At 31.6% G+C, this 24,586-nt stretch carries 27 protein-coding genes and 1 riboswitch; of the genes, 10 read left to right on the plus strand and 17 right to left on the minus strand.

Going from position 1 to position 24,586, the window contains the following annotated elements; all coding sequences use genetic code 11:
- Positions 1-120: 120 nt before the first annotated feature.
- Positions 121-726 carry an FMN-dependent NADH-azoreductase gene (locus tag ACJDUG_RS06700; protein ID WP_406769124.1) on the minus strand — a complete coding sequence of 202 codons (606 nt, stop codon included), beginning with the start codon at positions 724-726 and terminating at the stop codon, positions 121-123.
- A gap of 343 nt (positions 727-1,069) precedes the next feature.
- Between ACJDUG_RS06700 and ACJDUG_RS06705 the strand changes: the two genes are divergently transcribed.
- A complete protein-coding gene (locus ACJDUG_RS06705; protein ID WP_406769125.1) occupies positions 1,070-1,435 on the plus strand; it encodes a winged helix-turn-helix transcriptional regulator in 366 nt (121 codons plus the stop codon).
- 378 nt (positions 1,436-1,813) lie between these two features.
- On the opposite strand, the gene ACJDUG_RS06710 is transcribed toward ACJDUG_RS06705, so the two are convergent.
- From ACJDUG_RS06710 to ACJDUG_RS06720, 3 genes are read right to left on the minus strand one after another with little or no spacing between them, the layout of a single operon-like run.
- Positions 1,814-2,506 (minus strand): ATP-binding cassette domain-containing protein, encoded by a 693-nt coding sequence (locus ACJDUG_RS06710; protein ID WP_406769126.1) that lies wholly within the window; start codon positions 2,504-2,506, stop codon positions 1,814-1,816.
- Positions 2,506-3,162 (minus strand): ABC transporter permease, encoded by a 657-nt coding sequence (locus ACJDUG_RS06715; protein WP_406769127.1) that lies wholly within the window; start codon positions 3,160-3,162, stop codon positions 2,506-2,508. The genes ACJDUG_RS06710 and ACJDUG_RS06715 overlap by 1 nt, the downstream gene beginning before the upstream one ends.
- A gap of 13 nt (positions 3,163-3,175) precedes the next feature.
- A complete protein-coding gene (locus tag ACJDUG_RS06720) occupies positions 3,176-4,033 on the minus strand; it encodes an ABC transporter substrate-binding protein (protein ID WP_406769128.1) in 858 nt (285 codons plus the stop codon).
- A gap of 36 nt (positions 4,034-4,069) precedes the next feature.
- Positions 4,070-4,188: riboswitch (molybdenum cofactor riboswitch) on the minus strand.
- 146 nt (positions 4,189-4,334) lie between these two features.
- Here ACJDUG_RS06720 and ACJDUG_RS06725 point away from each other — a divergent pair.
- Positions 4,335-4,541: an alpha/beta-type small acid-soluble spore protein gene (locus tag ACJDUG_RS06725; protein ID WP_406769129.1), complete on the plus strand. Its 207-nt coding sequence runs from the start codon at positions 4,335-4,337 to the stop codon at positions 4,539-4,541.
- A gap of 84 nt (positions 4,542-4,625) precedes the next feature.
- Here ACJDUG_RS06725 and ACJDUG_RS06730 read toward each other — a convergent pair whose 3' ends face one another.
- The gene (locus ACJDUG_RS06730; protein WP_406769385.1) at positions 4,626-4,760 is read right to left on the minus strand and encodes a hypothetical protein; all 135 of its coding nucleotides are present in this window, start codon (positions 4,758-4,760) and stop codon (positions 4,626-4,628) included.
- Between the two features lie 324 nt (positions 4,761-5,084).
- Here ACJDUG_RS06730 and ACJDUG_RS06735 point away from each other — a divergent pair, with 324 nt between their 5' ends.
- Positions 5,085-5,372, plus strand: coding sequence for an ArsR/SmtB family transcription factor (locus ACJDUG_RS06735; protein ID WP_406769130.1), 288 nt, complete (start codon positions 5,085-5,087; stop codon positions 5,370-5,372).
- 27 nt (positions 5,373-5,399) lie between these two features.
- The gene (locus ACJDUG_RS06740) at positions 5,400-7,889 is read left to right on the plus strand and encodes a CoA-disulfide reductase (RefSeq protein ID WP_406769131.1); all 2,490 of its coding nucleotides are present in this window, start codon (positions 5,400-5,402) and stop codon (positions 7,887-7,889) included.
- Between the two features lie 113 nt (positions 7,890-8,002).
- On the opposite strand, the gene ACJDUG_RS06745 is transcribed toward ACJDUG_RS06740, so the two are convergent.
- The 5 genes from ACJDUG_RS06745 to ACJDUG_RS06765 form a co-directional block, all read right to left on the minus strand.
- A complete protein-coding gene (locus tag ACJDUG_RS06745) occupies positions 8,003-9,274 on the minus strand; it encodes a M14 family metallopeptidase (RefSeq protein WP_406769132.1) in 1,272 nt (423 codons plus the stop codon).
- Positions 9,275-9,378: 104 nt separating this feature from the next.
- Positions 9,379-10,368: a polysaccharide deacetylase family protein gene (locus tag ACJDUG_RS06750; protein ID WP_406769133.1), complete on the minus strand. Its 990-nt coding sequence runs from the start codon at positions 10,366-10,368 to the stop codon at positions 9,379-9,381.
- Between the two features lie 678 nt (positions 10,369-11,046).
- A complete protein-coding gene (locus ACJDUG_RS06755) occupies positions 11,047-11,559 on the minus strand; it encodes a DUF3189 family protein (protein ID WP_406769134.1) in 513 nt (170 codons plus the stop codon).
- A 120-nt stretch (positions 11,560-11,679) separates the two neighbouring features.
- Entirely contained in the window at positions 11,680-12,435 is a 756-nt protein-coding gene (locus ACJDUG_RS06760) for a PHP domain-containing protein (RefSeq protein ID WP_406769135.1), read from the minus strand.
- 65 nt (positions 12,436-12,500) lie between these two features.
- A complete protein-coding gene (locus ACJDUG_RS06765) occupies positions 12,501-12,869 on the minus strand; it encodes a phage holin family protein (protein WP_406769136.1) in 369 nt (122 codons plus the stop codon).
- 312 nt (positions 12,870-13,181) lie between these two features.
- On the opposite strand from ACJDUG_RS06765, the gene ACJDUG_RS06770 reads away from it, so the two are divergent.
- Genes ACJDUG_RS06770 through ACJDUG_RS06780 form a run of 3 tightly spaced genes read left to right on the plus strand, consistent with a single transcriptional unit; the run spans position 13,182 to position 16,819 of the window.
- Positions 13,182-15,521: a xanthine dehydrogenase family protein molybdopterin-binding subunit gene (locus ACJDUG_RS06770; RefSeq protein ID WP_406769377.1), complete on the plus strand. Its 2,340-nt coding sequence runs from the start codon at positions 13,182-13,184 to the stop codon at positions 15,519-15,521.
- Positions 15,508-16,350, plus strand: a complete 843-nt coding sequence (locus ACJDUG_RS06775) for an FAD binding domain-containing protein (protein WP_406769137.1) — start codon at positions 15,508-15,510, stop codon at positions 16,348-16,350. Before ACJDUG_RS06770 ends, ACJDUG_RS06775 begins: the two co-directional genes overlap by 14 nt.
- The gene (locus tag ACJDUG_RS06780) at positions 16,343-16,819 is read left to right on the plus strand and encodes a (2Fe-2S)-binding protein (RefSeq protein ID WP_406769138.1); all 477 of its coding nucleotides are present in this window, start codon (positions 16,343-16,345) and stop codon (positions 16,817-16,819) included. Before ACJDUG_RS06775 ends, ACJDUG_RS06780 begins: the two co-directional genes overlap by 8 nt.
- Positions 16,820-16,945: 126 nt before the next feature.
- Here ACJDUG_RS06780 and ACJDUG_RS06785 read toward each other — a convergent pair whose 3' ends face one another.
- Genes ACJDUG_RS06785 through ACJDUG_RS06800 form a run of 4 tightly spaced genes read right to left on the minus strand, consistent with a single transcriptional unit; the run spans position 16,946 to position 19,127 of the window.
- Positions 16,946-17,776 carry an FUSC family protein gene (locus ACJDUG_RS06785; RefSeq protein ID WP_406769139.1) on the minus strand — a complete coding sequence of 277 codons (831 nt, stop codon included), beginning with the start codon at positions 17,774-17,776 and terminating at the stop codon, positions 16,946-16,948.
- Between the two features lie 28 nt (positions 17,777-17,804).
- Positions 17,805-18,011, minus strand: coding sequence for a capping complex subunit for YIEGIA (locus ACJDUG_RS06790; RefSeq protein WP_406769140.1), 207 nt, complete (start codon positions 18,009-18,011; stop codon positions 17,805-17,807).
- Positions 18,012-18,033: 22 nt separating this feature from the next.
- Positions 18,034-18,930 carry a YIEGIA domain-containing protein gene (locus tag ACJDUG_RS06795; protein WP_406769141.1) on the minus strand — a complete coding sequence of 299 codons (897 nt, stop codon included), beginning with the start codon at positions 18,928-18,930 and terminating at the stop codon, positions 18,034-18,036.
- A gap of 20 nt (positions 18,931-18,950) precedes the next feature.
- Positions 18,951-19,127 (minus strand): hypothetical protein, encoded by a 177-nt coding sequence (locus ACJDUG_RS06800; RefSeq protein WP_406769142.1) that lies wholly within the window; start codon positions 19,125-19,127, stop codon positions 18,951-18,953.
- 231 nt (positions 19,128-19,358) lie between these two features.
- On the opposite strand from ACJDUG_RS06800, the gene ACJDUG_RS06805 reads away from it, so the two are divergent.
- From ACJDUG_RS06805 to ACJDUG_RS06815, 3 genes are read left to right on the plus strand one after another with little or no spacing between them, the layout of a single operon-like run.
- On the plus strand, positions 19,359-19,559 hold the full coding sequence (locus ACJDUG_RS06805; protein WP_406769143.1) for a hypothetical protein: 201 nt from the start codon (positions 19,359-19,361) through the stop codon (positions 19,557-19,559).
- Positions 19,560-19,612: 53 nt separating this feature from the next.
- Positions 19,613-20,269, plus strand: coding sequence for an ABC transporter ATP-binding protein (locus ACJDUG_RS06810; protein WP_406769144.1), 657 nt, complete (start codon positions 19,613-19,615; stop codon positions 20,267-20,269).
- Positions 20,266-21,030 carry an ABC transporter permease gene (locus ACJDUG_RS06815; protein WP_406769145.1) on the plus strand — a complete coding sequence of 255 codons (765 nt, stop codon included), beginning with the start codon at positions 20,266-20,268 and terminating at the stop codon, positions 21,028-21,030. The genes ACJDUG_RS06810 and ACJDUG_RS06815 overlap by 4 nt, the downstream gene beginning before the upstream one ends.
- 154 nt (positions 21,031-21,184) lie before the next feature.
- On the opposite strand, the gene ACJDUG_RS06820 is transcribed toward ACJDUG_RS06815, so the two are convergent.
- The 3 genes from ACJDUG_RS06820 to ACJDUG_RS06830 all read right to left on the minus strand — a co-directional run bounded on the left by ACJDUG_RS06820 (position 21,185) and on the right by ACJDUG_RS06830 (position 24,338).
- On the minus strand, positions 21,185-21,730 hold the full coding sequence (locus tag ACJDUG_RS06820; RefSeq protein ID WP_406769146.1) for a histidine phosphatase family protein: 546 nt from the start codon (positions 21,728-21,730) through the stop codon (positions 21,185-21,187).
- A gap of 327 nt (positions 21,731-22,057) precedes the next feature.
- The gene (locus ACJDUG_RS06825; protein WP_406769147.1) at positions 22,058-23,335 is read right to left on the minus strand and encodes an FAD-dependent oxidoreductase; all 1,278 of its coding nucleotides are present in this window, start codon (positions 23,333-23,335) and stop codon (positions 22,058-22,060) included.
- 19 nt (positions 23,336-23,354) lie between these two features.
- Positions 23,355-24,338, minus strand: coding sequence for a sulfide/dihydroorotate dehydrogenase-like FAD/NAD-binding protein (locus ACJDUG_RS06830; RefSeq protein WP_406769148.1), 984 nt, complete (start codon positions 24,336-24,338; stop codon positions 23,355-23,357).
- Between the last annotated feature and the right edge of the window lie 248 nt (positions 24,339-24,586).

The raw sequence follows: 24,586 nt of genomic DNA on the forward strand, positions 1-24,586 counted from the left end.
ATTGTAACGATTCATTTAATAGAAAATATATTACTTAAAAATATATATAAAATGGCATCCAGGAGTTCTTACTCATTTGAATAAAAAAGTAAGAAATTTAGCTGGATGCCATTTTAGTAATTAAAAGCTCATTGCAGTTTTATTTGCTTCTTCTTTTGCTTTTTCTACAATTGCATTAACGTCTACTCCAATTATATCTAAGCCTTCAGCAGCTATAGTAGTAAAATCTGTAATTCCAAAGAATCCAAATATAGTTCTTAAATACCTGTCACCCATTTCAAATGCAGCTGCTGGTCCTTCAGCATAGCTGCCGCCTCTAGCTACTATATGCACGGCTTTTTTACCAGCACATAAGCCTACTGGGCCATTTGCAGTATATTTAAAAGTAATTCCTGCAACACAAACATAATCTATATAAGCCTTTAATATTGCTGGAATACTTAAATTCCAAAAAGGTGATGCAATTATATATTTATCTGCTTCTAAAAATTGATAAGCATATTTAAGTACAGGATTATCTTTTCCTTCCCCAGGTTTAGGAGCATGAAGTTCCATTAGCTTATCTTGAGGTAAAAAATCAATACCTTCCTTATAAAGGTCTAGAGTTATGATTTCATCCTGTGGATTATTTTTCTTATATTCTTCCAAAAAACTTTCTGAAATTTTATAAGTTCTTGAAGCCTCATCTGTTTTAGCATTAGCTTTAATGTAAATTACTTTACTCATTATAATTATCCCTCCATATTCTTTTGTGTTCTAAACTATCTTATTTTTTTCTAGAAAACATACTAATTATTAGTATGTTATTATCATAACAACATGATACTTTATTCACAAGAAGGCACTTTTTTTATACATAGTATACAAAAATATACCATGTATGTAGAATAGTTTTTGCAATTTCTCTGATAATATGATAATTTTCTAAAAATATATGTTATAATATGTTTTGTATATTTATTATTAGTTAGCAGCTAACCTTTTTTTAGTTATGTATTATTCTATTAAGCAGGTGAAAAGATTGATAAATAAAATGCTGTGCAAAGAGCCTCTACACGAGGAATGTTATATGAAGGATCAATGCCTTAAATATGAAATATGTCCTATGGTATTAGTGCAGGATTTGCTATCCGGCAAATGGAAAATATTAATATTATGGTACTTAAGTCGTAAAAACTTAAGATTTAGTGAAATAAAAAAAAGACTGCCTAATGCAACACAAAAAATGCTTACAATGCAGCTTAGAAGTCTAGAAGAGGACAGGCTTATATTTAGAAAAGTATACCCTGTCGTACCGCCTAAAGTAGAATACGGTTTGACAGAAGTAGGTAAAAGGATTTTACCTATACTTGAAATGATGCATTCCTTTGGCAGCGGGTATTTGAAGGATGGATTCTTAAAGGAAAATCTATTAAATAATGATATTTCTGTTTAAAAAATAAGTAAAGAGGATTTATTGCTAAAATTTAAATTAGCCCCCCACTTGAAACATCATTTTTTTACTCTTGCTTTCTTTATCCTTTTCAAGATGGTGCTCCTCCGGCTTTTCAAAGATTCATTCTTTAAGTTTAGTTATTAGTTTTAAATCATCACCTATATAATTTTTAATTTCAATTTCTTCTTCTGAATGAAGACAAGGCTTAATTATACTACATGAGAGATATTATATTCTTATGTTCTTTTTTAGTTACACCATTTTCAGGCATACAATAAATACATCTTAAGTTGCATCTATTTATTATAGATACCCTCATAAAGGTTAGTTTCTTCCATACATGTCTAGCATATAATCAATCCCTTACTGTTCTTATCATTATATATTTAGAATTGCTTTTATAAGATTATGCTTAGGATTATTAAATATATCTTCTTTTTTACCAATTTCAATTACTTTTCCACTGTCCATGAAAATAACCTCATCAGCAATTCTTTTTGCTTGATAAATATCATGAGTTACAACAACAACAGTCCTTTGTCCCTTAGCCATATTTTTTATAAGTTCTTCAGCTATAAGAGTGCTCTCTATATCCATGCTGGAGGTAGGTTCATCAAAAATTGTAAGATTGGTTTCAAGAATGGCAGTCCTTAAAAGGCACACCTTTTCCTGTTCACCACCTGAAAGCTTTTTACAATTTTTATTTAATAACTCTTCAATATTAAATACGCTTCGATATTTATCTAAGCGCTTTTTTATTTCCTCATCTTTATATTTTCTAAATTTTAGTCCACAAATAATATTTGATAAAACTGAGCCAGTAAAAAGGTAATTCGATTGAAGCATTATGGAAATATGGCTTCTAACATCTTCTAAATTTAAATTATTATACTTTAATGTACCAGAACTTAAGCTCCTAAGCCCTGCTATTGATTCCATTAAAGTTGTCTTGCCACTGCCATTAAGCCCAATTACAGCATATATTTTTCCATCCTCTAAATTTAAATTATCTATATTAAGCACTACATTATTGTTATATTTTTTTACCGCTTTATCTACAAATACCTTCATTAACCATCACTTCCCTGCAGTTTATGCAAAATAAAATTAATTCCAAAGGAAATTAAAAGTAGAATAACACCAATAATAATTGCATTACTAAAGTTCCCTTTTCCCGTTTCGAGTGCAATATATGTAGTCATTACCCTAGTATAGCCCTTAATATTGCCGCCTACCATCATAACTGCTCCTACTTCAGATATTGCCCTTCCAAAGCCAGCAGTAACAGCAGTTAAAATTTGAACTCTGCTTTCCTTAAATATAGTAATTAAAATATCCATATCAGATGCACCAAGGGACAAACAATTTCTTTTTATCTCACTACCAGTATTGGCTATTGAAGATAATACTAATCCAAATATTATTGGAAATATAAGCAATGTTTGAGCCACGATCATAGCAGTAGGTGTAAAAAGCAGTCTCAAATTACCCAAAGGGCCGCTTCTTGATAATAACATATAGGTAACTAAGCCCATTAATACTGGGGGCAAACTCATAAGAGTATTTGTGATTCTAATTAATATTTTTTTAAATCTAAATTCCATTATGGCTGAAGGAATCCCAATCAAAATTCCAAAAAAGGAAGCAATCAGAGTTGATGATATAGAAACAAGCAGGGACATAGTAATTATGCCCCTTAATTCTGTTAAGTTATTAAAAATATCCATTATTCCTTATCCTCTAATTTGCATCAGGTATAAACAAGGATTGATTAAATTTGTCTTTACCAAAGTCTGCTATAAGCTTTTGCGCCTTATCAGATATAATCCAGTTAATAAATTCCATTCCTTCTTTTTCTTTTATACTATGATTTTTAGGATTTGGTATCATAACTCCATATTGATTTAATAAATCTTTACTTTTTTCAGTTAAGATAACTAGATTTAGCTTGTCCTTCATTGAAAGATAAGTAGCTCTATCTGTTAGGGTATATGCCTGCTTTTCATTAGCCATTTGCAAAACTTCTCCCATGCCTTTTCCAGCAGATAAATACCAACTACCTTTAGGCTCTAAATTTGCTGCTTTCCATATGGCTAACTCTTTTGTATTTGTACCTGAATTGTCTCCCCTTGAAATAAATACAGCCTTTGCATCATAAATCTTTTTAAATGCCTTTGCTGCATCATTTGATGCATCCTTTTTAAGGCCTGCTGGATCATCTTTAGGTCCTACAATTATAAAGTCATTGTACATTACATCATGCCTATTTATTCCATAACCGTCCTTCACAAATTGAAGTTCCTGCGCCTTTGCATGAACTAATAGACAATCCGCATCTCCATTTTTACCCATAGCAAGTGCCTCACCTGTACCCTTTGCAACCACATTGACTTTAATACCAGTATCCTTCTCAAAATAAGGCAGCAGATAGTCAAGCAAACCTGAATCCTGTGTACTCGTTGTTGTTGATAAAATCATACTCCTAGATGGTTTTGAAGTATCATTGGTGCTGCTTGCGGTTTGGGTACTCTTTGTAGAACAAGCTGCAAAAGATAGGCAAATAATAGGGGCTAGTAGCATAGCTAAAAACCTTTTCATTAGTAAAACTCCCTTCATATATTTTTATATGAAAGAAGAATGTTAATACATTCTCCTTTTCAATAATGGAAGGCAAAAACGTTTCCATTTTCACCCTAACGGTCATTAACCCATAGAATTTCCTTAGGTTTAATGACTCGGAGAAATTTTTCTTTATTTAATATTCGATATTTATTAAATTATTCCTGCAAAAATTATTAAATTCAAAAATTTAGTATGTCAAAATATAAACATTTACATTTTTTTCTACGTATATGCTTAGATTAAAGTGTAAAAATAAACTTATAAGGAGGTGTTCTTTTTGAGTAATAGACCATTAGTTCCCGAAGCTAAAGAAAAGCTTGATAAAATTAAAAATGAATATGCTTCTGAAATTGGAATAAAATATAATGATGGCTACAAAGGTGATCGAAGTTCAAAATTAAATGGAGCTATAGGCGGGCCAGTTGGTGGTCTTATGACAAAAAAAATGGTAGAGGCTTTTGAAAGAAAGCTAATTGATAAGTAAAATAAGTATATAAAAGCCAGTAGCAATATATTATACTTGCCACTGGCTTAAATTATCTAGTAATTTTCTCCAGGTTTTGCTCCATCACATCCACCTATTAACAAAGAAATGTTTTAGCTCCCCACCCTTAACTGCATTTACTATGACTTCTGCATTAAATAAGGTTGCTTCATGTCCAAAGCTACTAATATTTCCTATAGCAAAACATTGAATTTCCATTTAAACCACTCCCAAGTTAAATAAATTTTACCAAAATACTTAGCTAATTTATATTTTATTATAAATGCATCACAATATTTTATAAATTCAATAATATTTGATGTTAATTAAAATTTCATTATACTAATCCACCTTTCCTTTTATTCGGTACACATCCTTAAACTACATAAATATAGATTTACATAAATACAAGAAAAAAATTGCGTTCTGCTTTTCAATTTCCATTTAAAATCTACTTTTTATAGTTAAAACATTGACAATTAAATCACTATATCATAATATATGAATATAATGATTTATAAATATGAGAAAGTGAGAAATAATATGGATAAGAATTTTGAAAAATATAATGAAATAGCAGAAATGCTAAAAGTATTGGCTCACCCTGTAAGGCTCTGTATTGTAAAGGGCTTATTAGAAAATGGTGAGTGTAACGTTTCCTATATGCAATCATGTTTGGATACTCCTCAATCTACCATATCTCAGCACCTTCAGAGATTAAGAGCCTCAGGAATTGTAGAAGGCAGAAGAAATGGACTTGAGATCTATTATAAAATCTCAAATCCTAAAATCGCAAACTTAATTAGTGAGCTTATTAAAGAAAATGATTAATTTAATAATTTTTTTGGAGGTAGAAAAATGAGTAAAAAAGTATTAATTATAGGTGGAGTTGCTGGTGGCGCAACTGCTGCAGCTAGACTTAGGAGATTAGACGAAAATGCAGAAATAATTATGTTTGAAAGAGATGAATATATTTCCTTTGCAAACTGTGGTCTGCCCTATTATATTGGTGAAACAATTAAAGAAAGAAGCAAGCTTTTAGTCCAGACTCCTGAGGCAATGAAAGCTAGATTTAACATAGACGTTAGAAATAACAGCGAAGTAACAAATATAAATGCTATAGATAAAAAGGTTACTGTTAACAGCAAAACTAAAGGAGTCTATGAGGAATCCTATGACTATTTAATATTATCTCCCGGAGCAAGGGCTTTAAGACCAAACATTCCAGGAATAAACAGCAGTAAGATTTTCACCTTGAGAAATATTCCTGACACAGATTCCATTAAAGCTTATGTGGATAAAAAAGGTATAAATACCGCTGTTGTAATTGGCGGAGGCTATGTAGGTGTTGAAATGGCTGAGAATCTTAGAGATAGAGGCCTATCTGTTACTCTTGTGGAAGCTGCTCCTCATATACTTGCACCCTTTGATTCAGATATGGTAGTTATGGCTGAAAAAGAATTATCTGATAATGGTGTAGGACTTTTATTAGGTGATGGTGTTAAAGCCTTTAATGAAATAGGAAATCAAGTTGAAGTTACCTTAAATAGTGATACTAAGCTTACTTCTGATATAGTAATTTTAGCTATAGGAGTAGCCCCTGACACAGCCTTTATTAAAGACAGCGGACTAGATTTTGGACCTAGAGGTCACATTTTAGTAAATGAAAATATGGAGACAAATATAGAAGGAATATATGCTGTAGGTGACGCTGTAGAAGTAGTGGATTTCATAACAAAGCAAAAATCTGCAGTGCCTCTGGCTGGTCCAGCTAATAAACAAGGCAGAATTGCCGCTGATAACATAGCAGGCTTAAATTCAACCTATAATGGAACTCAAGGTACTTCAATTATAAAGATTTTTGGATTAACAGCTGCAGGAACAGGAGCAAATGAAAGAACACTTCAAAAGGCAAATATTTCATACAAAATAATTTATGTACACCCAGTGTCTCATGCTTCTTACTATCCTGGTGCTATACCAATGTCCCTTAAGCTTATATTTAATGAAGGAGGAAAAATCTTAGGGGCTCAAGCTATAGGTTATGACGGTGTTGATAAGAGAATTGATGTAATAGCAACAGTAATAAGACTTAATGGAACAGTTAATGACTTAGCAGAATTAGAATTGTCCTATGCTCCCCCATTTTCTTCTGCTAAAGACCCTATTAACATGGCAGGTTTTGTAGCTCAGAATGTATTAGCTGGAAATACCCATGTTATAGCATGGAAAGACTTAGATCAGCTTAAAAATGAAGATTATATTTTAGTAGATGTTCGTACTGAAGAAGAATATAATAATGGACATATTAAAAATGCAATAAATATTCCAGTAGACAGCTTAAGAGAAAAGCTAGAAGAATTAGATAAAAATAAGACTATAGTGGAATACTGCCAAGTTGGCTTAAGAGGATATGTGGCAGATAGAATATTAAGTCAAAATGGCTTTAAAGTTTATAATGTAACAGGTGGTTATAAAACTATAGCTTCATTAAATTATACCCCAGATAAGCCTTCTTCAGAGGATGCTGACACAGACAATCATAGTTATGCAGCCTTTACTATAGATCCTGATACACAGGCTGTTAAAAAAAATGAGAACCAAAAGGGAAATTATGATAAAGCTATAGATGCCTGTGGACTTTGCTGCCCAGGACCACTGATGCAGGTTAAAGCATCAATGAATGATTTAATGGATGGTCAAATTCTTAAGGTTTCTGCCTCTGATCCAGGTTTTTACGAGGATATTAAGGCATGGTGTAAGAGAACTAACAACGAATTACTAGACCTTAATAAAAATGGTGGAAATATTGATGCTTTAATAAAAAAAAGCAATAAAAATGAAATAGTAAACCAAAATTTAGATACCTTCCCTTCTAAAGATAATAAAACTATGGTTGTATTTAGCGGTGACTTAGACAAGGCAATTGCATCCTTTATAATAGCTAATGGTGCTGTTTCTATGGGTAAAAAAGTTACAATGTTCTTTACCTTCTGGGGACTTAATATATTAAGAAAACCTGAAAAAATAAGTCTTGAAAAAGGGCTTATGGATAAAATGTTTGGAATGATGATGCCTAGAGGCAGCAAAAAGTTAAAGCTTTCAAATATGAACATGATGGGTATGGGAGGAAAAATGATAAGAAAGGTTATGAAGGATAAAAATATCTCCTCTTTAGAAGAATTAATTCAGTCAGCTATTGCTTCAGGAGTTGAAATAGTAGCATGCCAGATGTCAATGGATGTTATGGGACTTAAGAAGGAAGAACTCATTGATGGCATTAAAATTGGTGGAGTTGGCTATTACCTTGGCGAAGCAGAAGATGCTAATGTTAATTTATTTATCTAAACAATTTTAATAAGCAAAATAAGCCTACAGTTAAAATACATTCTACATTATATTTTAACTGTAGGCTTATTTTTCTTTAAATAATAAGTATTGAGTCATATGGATGCCATTATTTATACTATTGATCCAAGTAGTAAAATACCAATATTATCATTATATATTTCGTTAAATTGTGATATAGGCAGCGGATTTTTCCCTATTCCAACTTCTATTGTAAAACCTGGTCTTCTAAATTTATCTATAAACCAATCTTTATAACCTGCATAAGATACAATACCGTAAGTTTGTGCTGGGGTGTATCCGCTAACATCTGCGAAAAGTTTTACTATTCTCGGTGAGTCCTCAGGTATAATATTCAAGTAAGTCCAATATATAACTTTTCCTTGACTATGATAAGCAATAACAAGCCTAAAGTTATGGTTTCTAGTAAAGTCTGCTACTGCTTTACTTTCAGGTTCAGATTCTGGCATAGTTCCAGAATACCTTGTAGGTCCTGGTCCATAGACACCGTAGCTTGCTTCGGCAGCCTTTGAAAGCTCCCAAGAAGCATCATAATTATGATTAAGGTCAACCCCTCTATTATTAGCCTCCCAATCAGAAGAAAAATCTGTACTGCCCTTATTCCATTGAATTAACCTAGAATAGTATGGATTGTCTCTTTGAAGACCATTAATTACCAAATCAACACCATCTGGATTTACCATAGGTATTATATAGATTGTACTTTGTTTCCATATATCTCTAACATTGTATCCTCTTAAAATATCCCCTTCTACATAAGCCTCTGAGAAGTCTTCTATAAACTTCATCAGAAGAACAGAAGTAATCCACTCAAGTCCGTGATGAGCTCCATTATAAAACACCTCATTAGGTCCAGTTCCAAGCTTTATATAATATAAATTACTTCCGAGAACACTTTTCCCTGCTGTACCTACCTGTATAAAAGGATATCTTGCCTTTAAACCTTGTATATCTCTTTCCATAATATCATAAGTATAGTTAATATTTGTGTCAACAACTTGAATACCATATGGAATTACTAATTTTTGCCCAATGGTTAAATTATATGCATTTATTCCTGGGTTTGCTGAGAAAATTTTATTCATTGTGGTATAATACTTTCTTGCAATACTATAAATTGTATCACCTGGTCTTACAATGTAAGTATCATAGCCTAGTAAAAATCTTTGCAAAACACTAAAGGTTTCTGTTCCAATAACTCCATCTTCTGTTAATCCAAAATCCTTTTGAAATTGCTTTACTGCCTGCTCTGTTTTTCTCCCAAATACTCCATCTATTAATCCAGGATTGTAGCCAATCTTTAACAAAACCGATTGAATTTCCATAACATCTGAGCCCCTAGAGCCCATACTTAAAACTCTCATAAATACTCCTAATAAACTAATGTTATTATTAGAATATGATTTGTTCTAAAATATGTTGCTAAAATATCCTTATTTTCTAAACTTTAAATTTACCTGTACATAAGTTATTTAAATTGAACACCATTTACTTTAGGACTTAAGACTGAGAATCTAAAGCCTTGGTCCTTTAAGCCTTTTATAATAAAAGGAAGAGCCTGAGCAGTAGTTGTTTTTGGTTTGCTGTCATGCATGAGTATGATTGCCTGTTTTTTATTTTTAGATCCATTTAAAACTTCACTTACAATTTTATCTTTAGCTTGAGTAAAAACGGCTGCATCAGAAGAATCCACGTTCCAATCAAAATATTTAACACCAAGCTGTTTTTCATACTTTGTAAGCTTATCCATGAAATCCACACCACCATAATTATAACTTACATGGTTATTTGATCCACCGGGAAAGCGAAGTATCTGAGGTCTTATGCCGGTAATTGCAAATATAAAATCATCTAATTTTTGCTTATCCTTATTAAAACCCTCTATTGTCTTATATACTGCTTCGTAATCATGTGAATATGTGTGATTAGCAAGGGTATGTCCCTCATTTACTATTCTCTCATATATTAGCTTACTTTCTGGATGTCCATTAACAAAAAAAGTAGCCTTAATATTATTTTCTTTCAGTATATCTAGAATTTTAATGGTATTATCAGATGGGCCATCGTCAAATGTTAAATATGCAGTTTTGTCAGTACCGGGATTTGCAGCAGTTAGATTACTTACTGCTGCAGTTTCTAATTTCTTTTTTAAATCTGCATTTTCATTTTGCAGTTTATTATTATTTTCTATTAGCTTTTGGTTATTTAAGTTCAATTCTACTATTTTTGAATTTAGCTCCACATTTCTTTCTTTAAGATCATTTACCTCATCAAGCAGTTCTTTATTAGTTTTCATTAAATCAGCTATTCCAAAATTTAGCTTCTCATTATTATTAGAAAGCTCAACTATTTTATCACTTAATAAATGTAATTGTTCCCTACTTTTATAATCTGAAAAAGTAAATAATGAACATAATATAATTGCCATAGCTAAGATCTGCTTTTTATAAGCTATCATAACACCCCATCCTACAGAATTATTATTGGTATATGTAATCTTTTCTGAAGGTTTATAACTATGAGATGCTATTTTAAATATGCTGATAAATATTATGAGAAGAGAAGATTTCAATAATGTTTACCTAATTATAATTAAAAATGCACTAATACATATTATGTTGTCAGTACTAATTTGGTTTATATATGGATAAATAAAAAGCTATTAGTATGAGATATACCAATAACTATATAAGATCTTTATATTGAATTTTTAACACCACAGCCTTTTTTGTTTTATCTTCTTTACTTCATATTATCTACATATTACTATGTTATAATTTCAATACAAGTTATGTTAGGAGGTGTCATAATGTTTGGTACAGCTTTGACTCAATGTATACATATGTGCGGTTTTCACGGACAAGCTCTAGCAGAATGTATAAAAATGATGTTATCTATGTAGCAAGGTTTCATATTAATTTAATAAAAATAAACTTAACAGCTATAATGAATTTTTAACAATTTATTGTATTGTTTTGAATTAAGCAAGTTTTTACCCTCTATAATATTTTTAAAACTAGAAATTCATAGCAAAAGCTTGGTTTCTTTATGCCAAGCCTTTGTTATGAATTTTAGTTTTGAGATAAAAATAAAATTAACTTTTATTATAGCTTAAAACCTACATTGCATTTTAAAATCATTTTTTCTTAAATTCATTATTATCCAAAATAATAACCTCTGCTTTATCTTCCTTTGCTACCTTCTTTGTGTGATTTACAAGTTTTATAATATCTTTATAGGATTGTTTTGCCCCTTTTATAAGCAGGGGTACTCCTATAAAATCAATTTTTAGCCATCTAGAGAATAATCCGCCGAAGGTCATTGGTAATGGAACAGTTGGGGAGGTATTAGAAAATATAATTTGCTCATTTAATAGGTCTTCTTTATGAAGCATAGAAGCTAAATTATATAATCCAGGGATTAAAACCTTTGAACGCCCCCTTCCAACAACATATACTTTATTTCCATCTTCATCAGTTCCATAATGAAAGAGTTCGCCACGATTTCCATATTCTAATTTATTAAAGTTCGGTAACTTTAGTATTTCATCTTTAGTCGGTTCTCGAGTTTCATCCAGCATTTTTAAGTGATAAGCAATTGCTAATATAGATGAGTGGGTTCCACCATAGCAATTATATATGTATATCATTTAAATCACCTGATTTCATATTTTTTAACTTACTTTTAATAATTGTAGTATAATCATTAAACATTGAAATTAAACATATTTCCTCTGATATCTTAAATATTTCTATTATTATTACATAAATTAATTTCTTAATAGTTTCATTGATGTATGGGCACTTCCGTCAGCATTAAGAATATCATCATTTGTAAGACCTGCCATGGCGGCAATATTATAGGCTCTGCCAAAATCTCCAACATCCTTAGATTTATGCGCGTCACTTCCCAATGAAAATTTAACACCTATATTCTTTAATTGTTTTACTGTTTCAATATCCATATTTCTATGACTTCTGTTAATTTCTAAAGCAGTATTTCTTAGAGTTGCAACCCTTCCAATCTCCATAATATCTGGATTAACATGCTCTAAGGGATGATTTAATATAGTAATATTATATTTTTTAATTGCATTAATTGCAGCTTCTGTATAATTTTTAAGTAAAAATGGATTATGCAGTGCTCCAGGATGATAACCTACACAAATTATATCTAGGAAATCAATTATATTATCGTTAACATCTATCTCACCTTTTTTACTCACAATATTACATTCTGCACCAAGAAGAAGCTTGAATCCATTTTCCTTCAATAATGAATTATTATTAATGTCATCAATTAATTTTCGTAATTCTTTATATTGATTTACTTTCATTCCAAAGGTAATATGTTTATAACCATGGTCTGTAATTGCAATTTCTTTAAATCCTCTTTTTATTCCTGCTTTAACATTTGATTCAATACTTCCTTTTGCATGTTCTCCAAAAATAGTATTATAGAATGGAATATGTCCCTTTGCAATATTAGTGTGAGTATGATAGTCTGCAATAATCTTAATACTCATATTATACCCTCCCTAGATGTAAATTGTATTTTTTAAGGGAACTCAAAATGAGTCCCCTTAAAACTTTACATTGCTCTTCCAGGTATTATGGCATCAATAATGCCGATTACAATAGCTGCGAGTATAGCCCCAATAATTGATGTTGACATATTAGGTACAAAAAATTGTGCTATATAAATTATAATAACTGATATAACAAAGCCTTTAAATCCTTTTCCAAAAGGCGATGCATCAACTTTCATAAAAGTTTCAACTAAAACATCTAATACGGTTATTACTACAGCAGCTATTAAAAAAGACCATATTCCGCTAATAGAAAAACCAGGTGTTAGGTATGAAGTTATCACCAATACTAAAGCAACTAAAACAAATCTTCCAATCCAACCAAAAAAACTTCTTCCATTGGATTCTTCTCTTTTTTCATTATCTCCCATAAATTTTCCTCCTTTAAAATAAAGTAGTTTGCATTTACAGTATTCCCAAATATCAAAAAATAAATTATTACTTATTTATATATAAGTTTATTATTACTTTAGTTTCACGTATCAAACTTATAGAATTAAATAATAATACAATTTCATAACTTGGATTTCATTTTAAAATTTTTTAATTACTTTTTAAATAATTAGATATATAACTATAAGGAACATTTTGAATAAGATGTTCATGAGTTGTAAAAAATAAGATAAACTATAATTTTGTTAAATTTCATAAGTTTTCATGAGAGGTGGTATTTATACTTGAGTATTATAAATGGGATTGGCGTAAATATACCAAGGAAAGAAGCTTTTGATAAAGTAAATGGTACGGCTAAGTATACTGATGATACAATTTGTCCAGGGATTTTACATATAAAAATACTTACAAGCAGTTTCGCTCATGCAAATATTAAATCAATTGATGTATCTGAAGCAAAGATGTCGCAAGGAGTTCAGGCCGTAATTATAGGAAATGATTTTTCAAACCTCTGTGGATCAATTATAGAAGATAGGCCACCAATAGCCATAGACAAGGTTCGCTATTATGGTGAACCTATTGCAGTAGTTGTTGCAAACAGTGAGCAGGAAGCTATGAGAGCCATAAAACTAATTAGTGTTGAATATGAACCTTTACCTATAATCAACTCAATAGAGGATGCCTTAAAGCCAAATGCTGCTAAAATACATGGAAAATTAATGGAATATAAAAAAGTGGTTGAGGACGTTTATCCTGAGGAGAATAGCAATATCCTAAATAAAGTACAAATAAGAAAAGGTGATCTTAGTAAAGGGCTGGCTGAAAGTGATTTTATTGTAGAAGGGAGTTTTTCACTTCCTCAATCTGTTCATGTTGCTATGGAAACAAGAAATGTGAGAGCTCAGATTATGCAAGATGGAAGAATAATAATTTATGCTTCTTCCCAGGCTCCCTACTCGGTTAAGAAATATATAAGTAAAATTTTTAATGTTCCTGAAGGAAATGTAATTGTAAAAGTGCCTTTTGTCGGTGGGTCTTTTGGTGGTAAGACAACCTTGCAGCTTGAAATTATCGCATATATTGCTTCAAAAGCTGTAAACGGCAGGATGGTTAAAATAGCTAATACCCGGGAAGATGATTTTAAAACATCACCATGTAAAATTGGACTTGATGCAAACTTAAAAATGGGAGTAACAAGAGATGGAATTATAAGGGTACTAGAAGCTACTTATATGGTTGATAACGGGGCTTATGCAGATACTGGACCTCGTATGGCTAAGGCAATTGCGATTGATTGTACCGGTCCCTATAATATCGAAACTGTATGGTGTAACTCAATTAGTGTTTATACTAATCATACTTATGTTACTTCCTACCGCGGTTTTGGTCATGCGGAATATACTTTTTGCATAGAGCGGATGATTGATAAATTGGCTGCTAAGCTTTGTATGGACCCGCTTGAATTAAGGATTAAAAACTCACTAAAACCAGGACAATATACACCTACACAGGTAAAAGTAACTAGTAGTAATGTAGGAAATATAGAAGCTTGCCTAGCCAAATTAAAGGAATTAATAAAATGGAATGATGGGCAATTAATAAGAACAAAAGAAGGCCTAATAAAAGCTAAAGGAATCGGATGCTTTTGGAAAACTTCTGATTCTCCCACAAATGCTGTTTCAGGGGCTTTACTAACTTTTAATTCTGATGGCAGTATAAATCTTAATTGTGGTGCAGTTGAGATTGGCCCCGGAATGAAAACAACTTTAGCACAAATACTTGCAGAAAAATTAAAAATGGACGTATCTAGAATTTTTGTTCTAATGGGTGTAAATACTCAAGTTTCTCCTGAACATTGGAAAACAGTTGCAAGTACCACAACCTTCATGGTTGGAAGAGCAGTTATTAAAGCAGCTGATGATCTAATAAGCCAATTGAAGAGCTTAGCTGCTGTGGCAATGAAATCACCACCTGAAGATCTGGAAGTAGCAGAAGAAAAAGTATATTTAAAACAAGATCCTGAAATATATATATCCTTTAAAGACTTAGTTGATGGATATAAGTATCCAAATGGGTTATCAGTTGAAGGACCTATACTTGGCCGCGGAAGTTTTGTAATGAGCCATATTACTCAGTTAGACAAAGAAACAGGAAAAGGTAAACCAGGGCCCTCTTGGTCAGTAGGTGCTCAAGCAGTTGAAATTGAATATGATCCAAGCAATTTTACCTATAGACTTATAAAATCCATAACTGTTATAGATGCAGGTAAAGTAATTAATCCTAAAACCTCAAAGGGCTTGTTAATGGGTGGAATGAATATGGGATTTGGCTTAGCGGCCAGCGAAGAGTATATATATGACATTGCTGGAATTTTACAAACAACCTCACTCCGTACCTATAAACCTATGAGGTACGGAGAAAATCCAGAATACATAATCGATTTTGTTGAAACTCCACAGATCGATGGACCCTTTGGAGCTCGAGGTCTTGCAGAACATGGTATAATTGCGATTCCAGCAGCATTTGCCAATGCCATATCACTTGCTGCTGAAGATGAATTTGATTTTTTGCCAATTACACCAGAAAAAATATGGAAGACTAAAACTGGAGGTAACTATGATACCCTTTGATTTTGAATACTATAAGCCTGATAATGTTGAAGAAGCTGTTAATTTATATATGGAGTTACATGAAAGCGGTAAGATGCCTTTATATTATGGTGGCGGTACAGAAATTATTAGTATGGCACGAGCTTATAATGTTGAAACTGGCGCAGTAATTGATATAAAGGGGATTCCAGAATGTAATGTTAATGAAATAAGAGAAAATAGCCTGATTATTGGTTCTGCAGTGACACTAACACAAATCTCTGAGTTAAACTTATTTCCCCTATTAGGGCTAACAGTGCAGAGAATTGCAGATCATACCATACAAGATAAAATTACACTTGGCGGAAATATTGCAGGAACAATTATATATCACGAAGCTGTCCTTCCTCTTCTAATATCTGATGCCAAGGTTATAATTGCTAATTCAAATGGAAGAGAGCAGCTTTTATTAAAGGATATATTTGATAAAAAAATACATCTTAATAACAGTGAACTTATTGTAAGCATATCTTTAGATAGCAGGTTTCTTACGCTGCCATATTTACACGCAAAAAGAACTAAAAATGATAAGATAGATTACCCATTGATTACAATCACTGCTCTAAAAGATAACAATAGAATAAATATTGCCTTTAGCGGCCTTTTAAGATACCCATTTAGATCTACACTAATTGAAGACTATTTAAATGATAATAGCTTACCTAAAAATAAAAGGATCAATAATATAATCGATAATATTCCGTGCGATATCTTAAATGACTTAGGAGGAACCTCTGATTTTAGAAAATTTAAGCTTCAAAAAATGCTTATTGAAGTTTTAGAGACTCTGGAGGGATACAATAATGCTTAAGATCTCTGGTAAAACAATAATAAGTTTAAATATTAATGGGGAAGATAGAGAAGTTGTCGTAAAGCCATCAGATGTTTTATTATATACTCTTCGAGAGAATTTAGGCCTTACTGGGGCTAAGCAAGGCTGTGAAAATGGAGACTGCGGGGCTTGTACCATACTTATTGATGGATGGCCCATAAAATCATGCTTAATGCTTACTGTTGAAGCAATAGGCAAGAAAATAATCACTGTTGAAGGCTTAATAAATGAGCCAATACAAACTGCCTTTGTAGAGAATTGGAGCTTTCAATGTGGATACTGTACATCAGGGTTTCTTATGGTTTGCCATGCCTTATCAAATATACATCCAGATGCAAATGATCACGTAATAAAACAGTGGCTTCAGTCTAATCTCTGCAGATGTACTGGTTATGACGAGATAAAGGATGCTATTAAATCTGTATTAGCATCTAAAAATACTAAATAATATAAAAAGCATAGTAGAATTGACTTTTAATTTCAAGGATAACTATGCTTTTTAATTTTATATTTATATATAGAACACATTACTTTATAAATAATAAGATTTACTTTTGCAGTATAATCAACAACTTTATGGTATATCCCCTAAAATCTTATCTAAATTAATCATTTCATTAAAAAATAATTTTTTATGAAAGTTAACAATATCATCAATATTACTTTTACTTATACCAGTATTATTATCTTTGCTGTCATTAATATAATTGATTATTTTTATTTGCTCTAAGGTGAAAGAAAGTGTAGAGAATAAGTTTTCTAGCTTATTTTTTAGTGGTATATACTTTGAGTTATGCCTTAATTCTTTTATATATATCTTTAGCTGTTCTTTCATTGTATTTAGATGTGATTCTATTCTATCCAACTCTTTTTTGCCCTCATAAAAATCTTTCTTTTGAGCTATTAGTAACAGATTTTCTTGTATACCTTTTGACTCTTTTATAAATAGTTTTATCATGTCTGGGTTAAAAACATAATTGTTTACAATTGTTGTTATACCTATACCTATAAAAGTATCAAGAAGTCGATTAAAACTATAATCAATGGCCGAAAATCCTTTAGTACCCACAATAATGGAACAAAATACAAGACATGCAATTGATGTTGTACTATCCCACTTTAGATAATCACAAATATAAACAATTAAAATAACCCCTATTCCGACCAGAAATACAAGCATATCCTGAGAAGGAGCAATTACAAGTAGAACACCAATTAAAGCTCCAATGATGCTGCCAATAATTCTGTTAATTCCAAATTTAATAGTTTCTCCAAAGAAAGTTGATATTGGCATTACAGCAGGCAGCAAAACAAAAAAAGGAAACTTAAGTTTTAATAAAGCTGAAACTAGCATACATAATGAAGCTGAAAGCCCAACTCTAATTGCTTTTCTTTTTAATTCCATGACTTTATCACCTTCTTCAATATGCTAATTACTTCTTTGTAATAACCATATAATCTCCACAGTTAAGCTGAACTACTTCCGCTCTTAAAGCCCTTGAAATATCTAGAGTTATTTGTTTTTGTTCTTCTATATTGCTAGCAACCAAAATTAAAGGATTACCATTTTGTGCTCTATCTCTAGATAATGTTATGTAAGCTGCAATTTCATAACCTGTATCATATGAACTAGGTGCCATGGCACTCGATCCTTTCTTAACTTTAATGTGAATTCATTAATCTATAATTTTTCTTTATACTTTCTAAAATAGGTGTCTTTTTTATTGTTTCGATGAATGCCCCCTCATCATGAATAATAGGAACCATTACAACAGCGATTCTGCCAGTTTCATAATCACGTCTAGTATAGTGATATCTCTTAAGTCCTAGTATTCTGCAAATCTCGTATAATATAGCTTGTCTTTGGCCATTATGATCAAGTATTCTACTATAATATCTTTCTTTAGGATAAATAATAGCTGCAATACCACTACTTTCGACTAATTTTCTAGAAGCATCCGTTCCTAAATGATTTGTAACAAATATATCATCTACATATAACTCCGAATTTTTTACAGTTATAGTGGCTATTTTTATTTCAGCTATATCTCCTACAGATTTACCTTTTGAAAATATTCTAAGAATGTAAATAGAAATTGCTCCTGATAGTATTCCACATAGTATATTTATTATCATTAATTTATTAGTTATAATATGCATAGTTATACTTGATATTAATGCTGCAAGTAAGGAAAAATAATTTCTTACCTCGAAGGTTTTAGCTATTCCATCAATATATGCCTCTCCCCTAAAAACATGCTCAACATCTTCAAGATCTTGAAGACTTTCTTTTTCAATTCTTCTTACTTCCCTGAACTGTTCTGTAGCAATAAAAAGAAAGGTAATTGCACTGAAGTCTTTCGCAAGTAGTGCGGGAATTGCAATAGCCCCAATACCTGAAGAAATAAACCCCGTTACTAAATGAATGAGGTATCCATTTGGATAACTTGGATACTGCCTATAGTCAATCACAAGAGTAATATATCTTGCTAGGGTTCCACAAAGTATTGGTATTAAGATTAAATAAATATGATACTGTGATATCATTTCTTTTTCCATTGAATCCTCCGGTAGAAATTCTAGTCTCTTAATTTTTCTTTATCTGATTTCATATCTGCTTCTATGTCCTTATTTCCTATAGTTTCCTTTGGTATTGGTGTAATACTAAACCCATCTATACCATAAGCTGTCATACTATTTAATTGATTTTCTATTGCTTTATTTTGATTATTAATTATCTTGCTTTTATATTTCATATTTTTCACCTCAATTATTATAATTACCTTGGCGAAGTTTAATATTCATATATCTCATCTACTACATATAGTTCTTCTTCTTGTAATTTTTCTGCTTAATTCTTTAAAGGTTTTTGGGTATTTTTTAATTCTTACTTTAAAATTAATAGCTTTCTTTAGCATAATTCTAATATAATAGAATAAGGATAAAATTGGTTTTTTTATAACTATCTAAAAATATTGGAGGTAAATATGAATAAAAAATGTATAATATGCAAAAATAGAAAATCATGTTTAACTTATGATTTAGGCGGGTTGTATGATGGCGAATACTGCAGCAAATTCATAGAAGAACCTGAAATTACAGAAGAAGAACAAGAGCGGCAACAACAGGAAAAACTAAAAAATAAATCAGTATGTGAAAAATTAATAAAAAAAATAAAACATAGTTAATTTGAAAAGTTCTACGCTTTTAATAAATACCCAAAAAGAATGGAGTGAGAATTATGCCCATATTAGAATTCCAAAATACATTTTTTATAAATGATAATAAAACTATACTAAAAGATATAACTATTTCAATTAATGAAGGAGATTATATCTCCGTTGTGGGACCGTCAGGAAGTGGCAAAAGCACATTTCTTAAACTTTGCTGCCACCTGATAAGTCCAACAGAAGGGACAATACTATATAAGAACAAATCTATTATGGAATATAATCCTATGGAGTTAAGAAAAAATATTGCATATTGCTTTCAAACTCCGTACCTTTTCGCTGAAACTGTTATTGACAATGTTTCTTTCCCATACCACCTAAGAAATATTAAGATGGATTTTAAAAGAGTAGAAGAACTTTTTGTCCTATTTAACCTTGACAAAGAATACTTAAAAAAAGATGTAAAAAATCTGTCTGGAGGAGAAAAACAAAGAATTGCACTTATTAGGACATTGATGTTTAAGCCTGAAATACTACTTTTGGATGAAGTGACATCTGCACTTGATGTTGATAATACCTTAATTGTTGAAAATGTGATGAAATCATTGAACCAAAGCGGCACTGCTATCATCTGGGTAACTCATAATTCTCAGCAAAGCAGAAGAAATTCGCATAAATTGTTAACCATTGAAGCTGGTGAAATAAAGTCATTGGAGGTGTTAAAATGAGTGGCGGCAATAATATAATGAATGCTTCTTCGCTTTTAATTTCTTCAACCTTGGTACTAGTATCACTACTATTTTCATATTTCCAAAAATTAAAGCTAGAAAAGGAAATTGTTGTTAGTGTAATAAGAGCTATAGTGCAATTATTTATTGTAGGATATTTACTCAACTACATATTCGGTCTTAAGAGTCCAATTTTTACAACACTTCTGCTTTTGTTTATGTCATTTAATGCAGCATATAACGCCGCAAAAAGAGGTAAAGGTATTAAAAACGGATTGTCTATATCCTTTATTTCAATATCAGTAGGAACAGTAGCAACACTAGCTATTCTTGTATTTTCAGGTGCAATCAAATATGAGCCTTATCAGATTATCCCTGTCAGTGGTATGATTATTAGTAATGCTATGGTGGCTTTAGGACTTTGTTATAGGCAATTAAGCTCGGATTTTAAAAATAAAAGAGAAGAAGTTGAAACAAAGCTTTCACTTGGCGCGGATATTTTGACATCATCTATTGAGATAATCAAGAATTCTATAAAGACTGGTATGCTGCCAACAATTGATTCTGCAAAAACACTTGGAATTGTATCACTGCCAGGTATGATGACAGGCCTTATACTTGCAGGCACTTCACCAGTGGAAGCAATCAAATATCAGATTATGGTAACCTTTATGCTGCTTTCAACAACTTCAATTTCTTCTTTTATAGCATGCTATTTATCCTATAAAGGCTTCTACAATGAAAGAAAACAGTTAGTTTAATAATAGTAATTAGATGTATTTCATACAAAGTAAAATATATAATGCCTATATACAAGATTTCTTCCATATTATATGGGCATTATTTTTTATTAATCATTTCAAAATAAGCTATAAAATAGACTTAATATATTCTTTTGCTTATATCCTCTTTAAATTACCTTGACAAATTCGCTAAGTCTTCAAGAGACAACTTAGTGATCATTTCATACCCTTTGCCTTGTCCCAACGGCTTAGCAATTACTGTCCCCATATCAGGAATTTCGCCCAACCCAATTCCCTTTGGGAAACTGTGCGAAATAATTAGCTTGTTGCTTCCTTGCGGTGGGATGACTTCTAATTCAGAATGAAGATTGTCTAGTATTCTTTTCTGTTCTGCACTGGGCAAATTTCCACTTAACCTATAGATTTGAAAGAGAAATGGATCAATTTGAATATTCACACTGCCAAATGCTAATTGGCCCGTTTCTATAGTTCTACAAAAGGGGCTTGTCAGAATAGGATAACTAACAGGAATCCCCAGAATGCGAAATAGTTGTCCATAATAAATTGCCTGCCTTCTTCCTTCTTCGGAAAGATTTCTTTGAGTATTACAGTAATATAAATTTAAATTGGGCTGATCCTCTCCAATTGTTGCTTCCCCATGCTTAGCATATAATATATATCCTCCGCTTCTAAGTAGATTAAATAATGATTTATTCAAAGCAATTACTCCTTTTACGCATGCTTATTATATTACTACTAATATATGGTATTTGATTCAAATTGTTCAAGTTTATAAAGCCAATATTTAAATAGTTAAATTAGTACACTTCTCTGTTCACCAATATATGTTCAGAGGAATAGAATAAATTTAAGAACATTTATAACGATAATTAAGCCTTACTATGTAGATAGTAAGGTATGTTTTTTTACATAGTTCTGTTTTGTGATTGCCGAGTTCAAAGCGGCTAAGTTACTATATTCTGTAATAAAAATACCTCCAAAAATATATCTGGAGGTATTTTAAACATAAATAATTAATTTGAGCTTACATCAGCTTCTGATTTAGCACATCCGTCAGCTTCAATTTTTCAACTCTGCCCTTTATTTCCTCTATATCTATTGTATAAAGTCCTTGAGCTTTCATTCTTTCAAAGTATTCTGCTCCTGCAAAGGTATATCTGTTTCTTCTTCCTTCCTTTGTCATAAGCTTATAATTTGCATATGAGATTATATCTCCTATGGCTAGGGCTTTTGGTAGTATTAATGCTGGCATTCCCATAACATGTCTTACTGCATTATGGCCAGCTAGAGAACCAGTGCATATAGCCTCAGTATGGCCTACAAATAAGCCTGATTTTTCACCTGCACAAAAGAGATTATCAATGCCTTTAACCTTCATATCGTCTGTTCTTGGAGCTACTGAAAGATATCTGATTGAGTTTCCTTTGCCTCCTGCATAAGGATCTACATATTTAGCTTTCTCAAGTCCTGGTATTTTTCTTAGCTTTTCTAGAGGGTAATAGGTTGTCATTAGCTTTGCATGCCCAGTGTCTAACAGCACAACATTTTCTGCAAATTCTTTTAGGGCATATTGCTGGCAAACCTTGGTTTTCAGCTTATCTAAATTTACATCCTCAGGAGGAACCTTTAAAACCACTACACCTGTTTCATCTAACTTTTTAACAAGCTCATCTGATAGGCTTTCCTTAGCAAGCTTGCAGGAACCACTCATAGCTCCATAGGCTTCATCATCTCTTTCGCCTTGAAAATCTTCAATGCCAGCTCTAGAACTAATGCTTACTCTTGGTCCAAAGGCAGGGCATCTTAATACACACATAGAGCATCCATTACCATATCTTAAACAGTTGCCCATAGGCCCTGTAGAACCTGTAGTTTCAATAAATACATCTCCTTCTACGAAAGAGCCGTCAGCAAGATAAATCCCTTTAATTTTGCTGCCTTCTTTTTCAACATCTATAATTCTTGAAAGTAGGCTAATTTCTACGCCTATGTTGACTAAATAAGCTTTCACCTCTGGCTCTATTTTATTAACATCATATAGCCATGCATGTGCATGACCTGGAAACTTAATGTTTTTATGTCTTGATAAGGAATCTGTTATTTTAATAAGATCACCTGCTCCAAGTGCAATTAACTCCTCGCTTGCTGTAAACCTTCCATTATTTCTCATTATGCCACCTACATTTCCTAGGCCTAAAAGCATATCTGTTTTTTCAAATAGTTTTACTTGGGCTCCTGCTTTTTTTGCAGTAATAGCTGCAGCGCAGCCTGCCCATCCACCACCTATTATTATAACCTTCATTCTTATTCCCCCACCTTAATTAAATAAATCTTCTTCCTTCAAATATATATTTAGGTTCAATCTGTACCTTACATAGCTTTTTTACTCTTTGACCTTTATACCTTGTAGAACAAGCTCCGCATATTCCTTCTCCGCAGCACATTTTTGCATTATTACAGCAGGAAAAATCAACTTTACCATTTATAAAATCTAAAACTTTAAAGTTTAATATATCTGGTGAAGAACAGTGTATTAAGTTAATGTTTTCATTCTCCAGTAAGTTTGCTAGTATATTTTTAAGTTCCTCAGAAACAGCTCCTGCCTGAAGTGTACTGCAGTTAATAACTGTACAATTACACATTTCTAAATACTTGTTTATAAAAACATTTTTAAATCGTGCTTTATCCAAAATTACAATAATTTTGTTTCCGTTTGAATATAGCTTTTTTAGAACTGGAACAACTGGTGCCTGGCCTATGCCCCTTATTATAACCACTGCAGTACCTTCTTTGCTTTTAAATATGTTTCTTAGCCCAAGTTCTCCATTAAAAAATGGCCCTCTTATGAAAATATTATCCCCGTCTTTTAGTTCGTTTAGGCTTTTTGTTTTTATACCTTTAATTTCAATTGCAACCGTTATAATATTTTCATCTGTATTAGTGTCCATTATTGATATAGGAACATCATAGAACTGTGATGTTTTTGTACTTCTTAGAAAAATATAACTTCCAGGATGAACCAAGTTTTTAGTTAACTCGTGAGGTACAGAAATATTAAAGATAACAACATTTCTTTCCACTATCTCCTTATTAACAATTTTACAATTAAATATTTTCCTAAGGGGCTTTGCTTTACTGTTATTCCATATATATTCTTGGTATATGCAAACGCCTTTCCAGTTGATGCAGTCGCAAAACTTTTTACCAGAAAGCTGTGAACATAGTATACAATCTCCTGTTTCGGCTAAATGGCAGGGGCAAAATTCAGTTCCGGCATCTATGCAATCTCTTATTTCATAATTCACTTTAGAACCTCCTTTGGCATGCTAAACCTTATTAATAGCAATAGCCTATACTATTAAATTATTTAAAACCACAAAATTTGCTACTACTAAATAAAAATAAATAATTTAATTATAAGCTCTTCTTTTAAAACAAATTCTAAATTCTAATCTTAAAAAATGGTAATGTCATATTTAAAAAGGAAAGATATGATCTTGCATATTTAAAAAAATAGATAAACCCCATAGTTTTAAAAAATATGGGGTTTATC

This window comes from Candidatus Clostridium stratigraminis (genome assembly GCF_045310675.1).
Lineage (GTDB): Bacteria > Bacillota > Clostridia > Clostridiales > Clostridiaceae > Clostridium_AT > Clostridium_AT stratigraminis.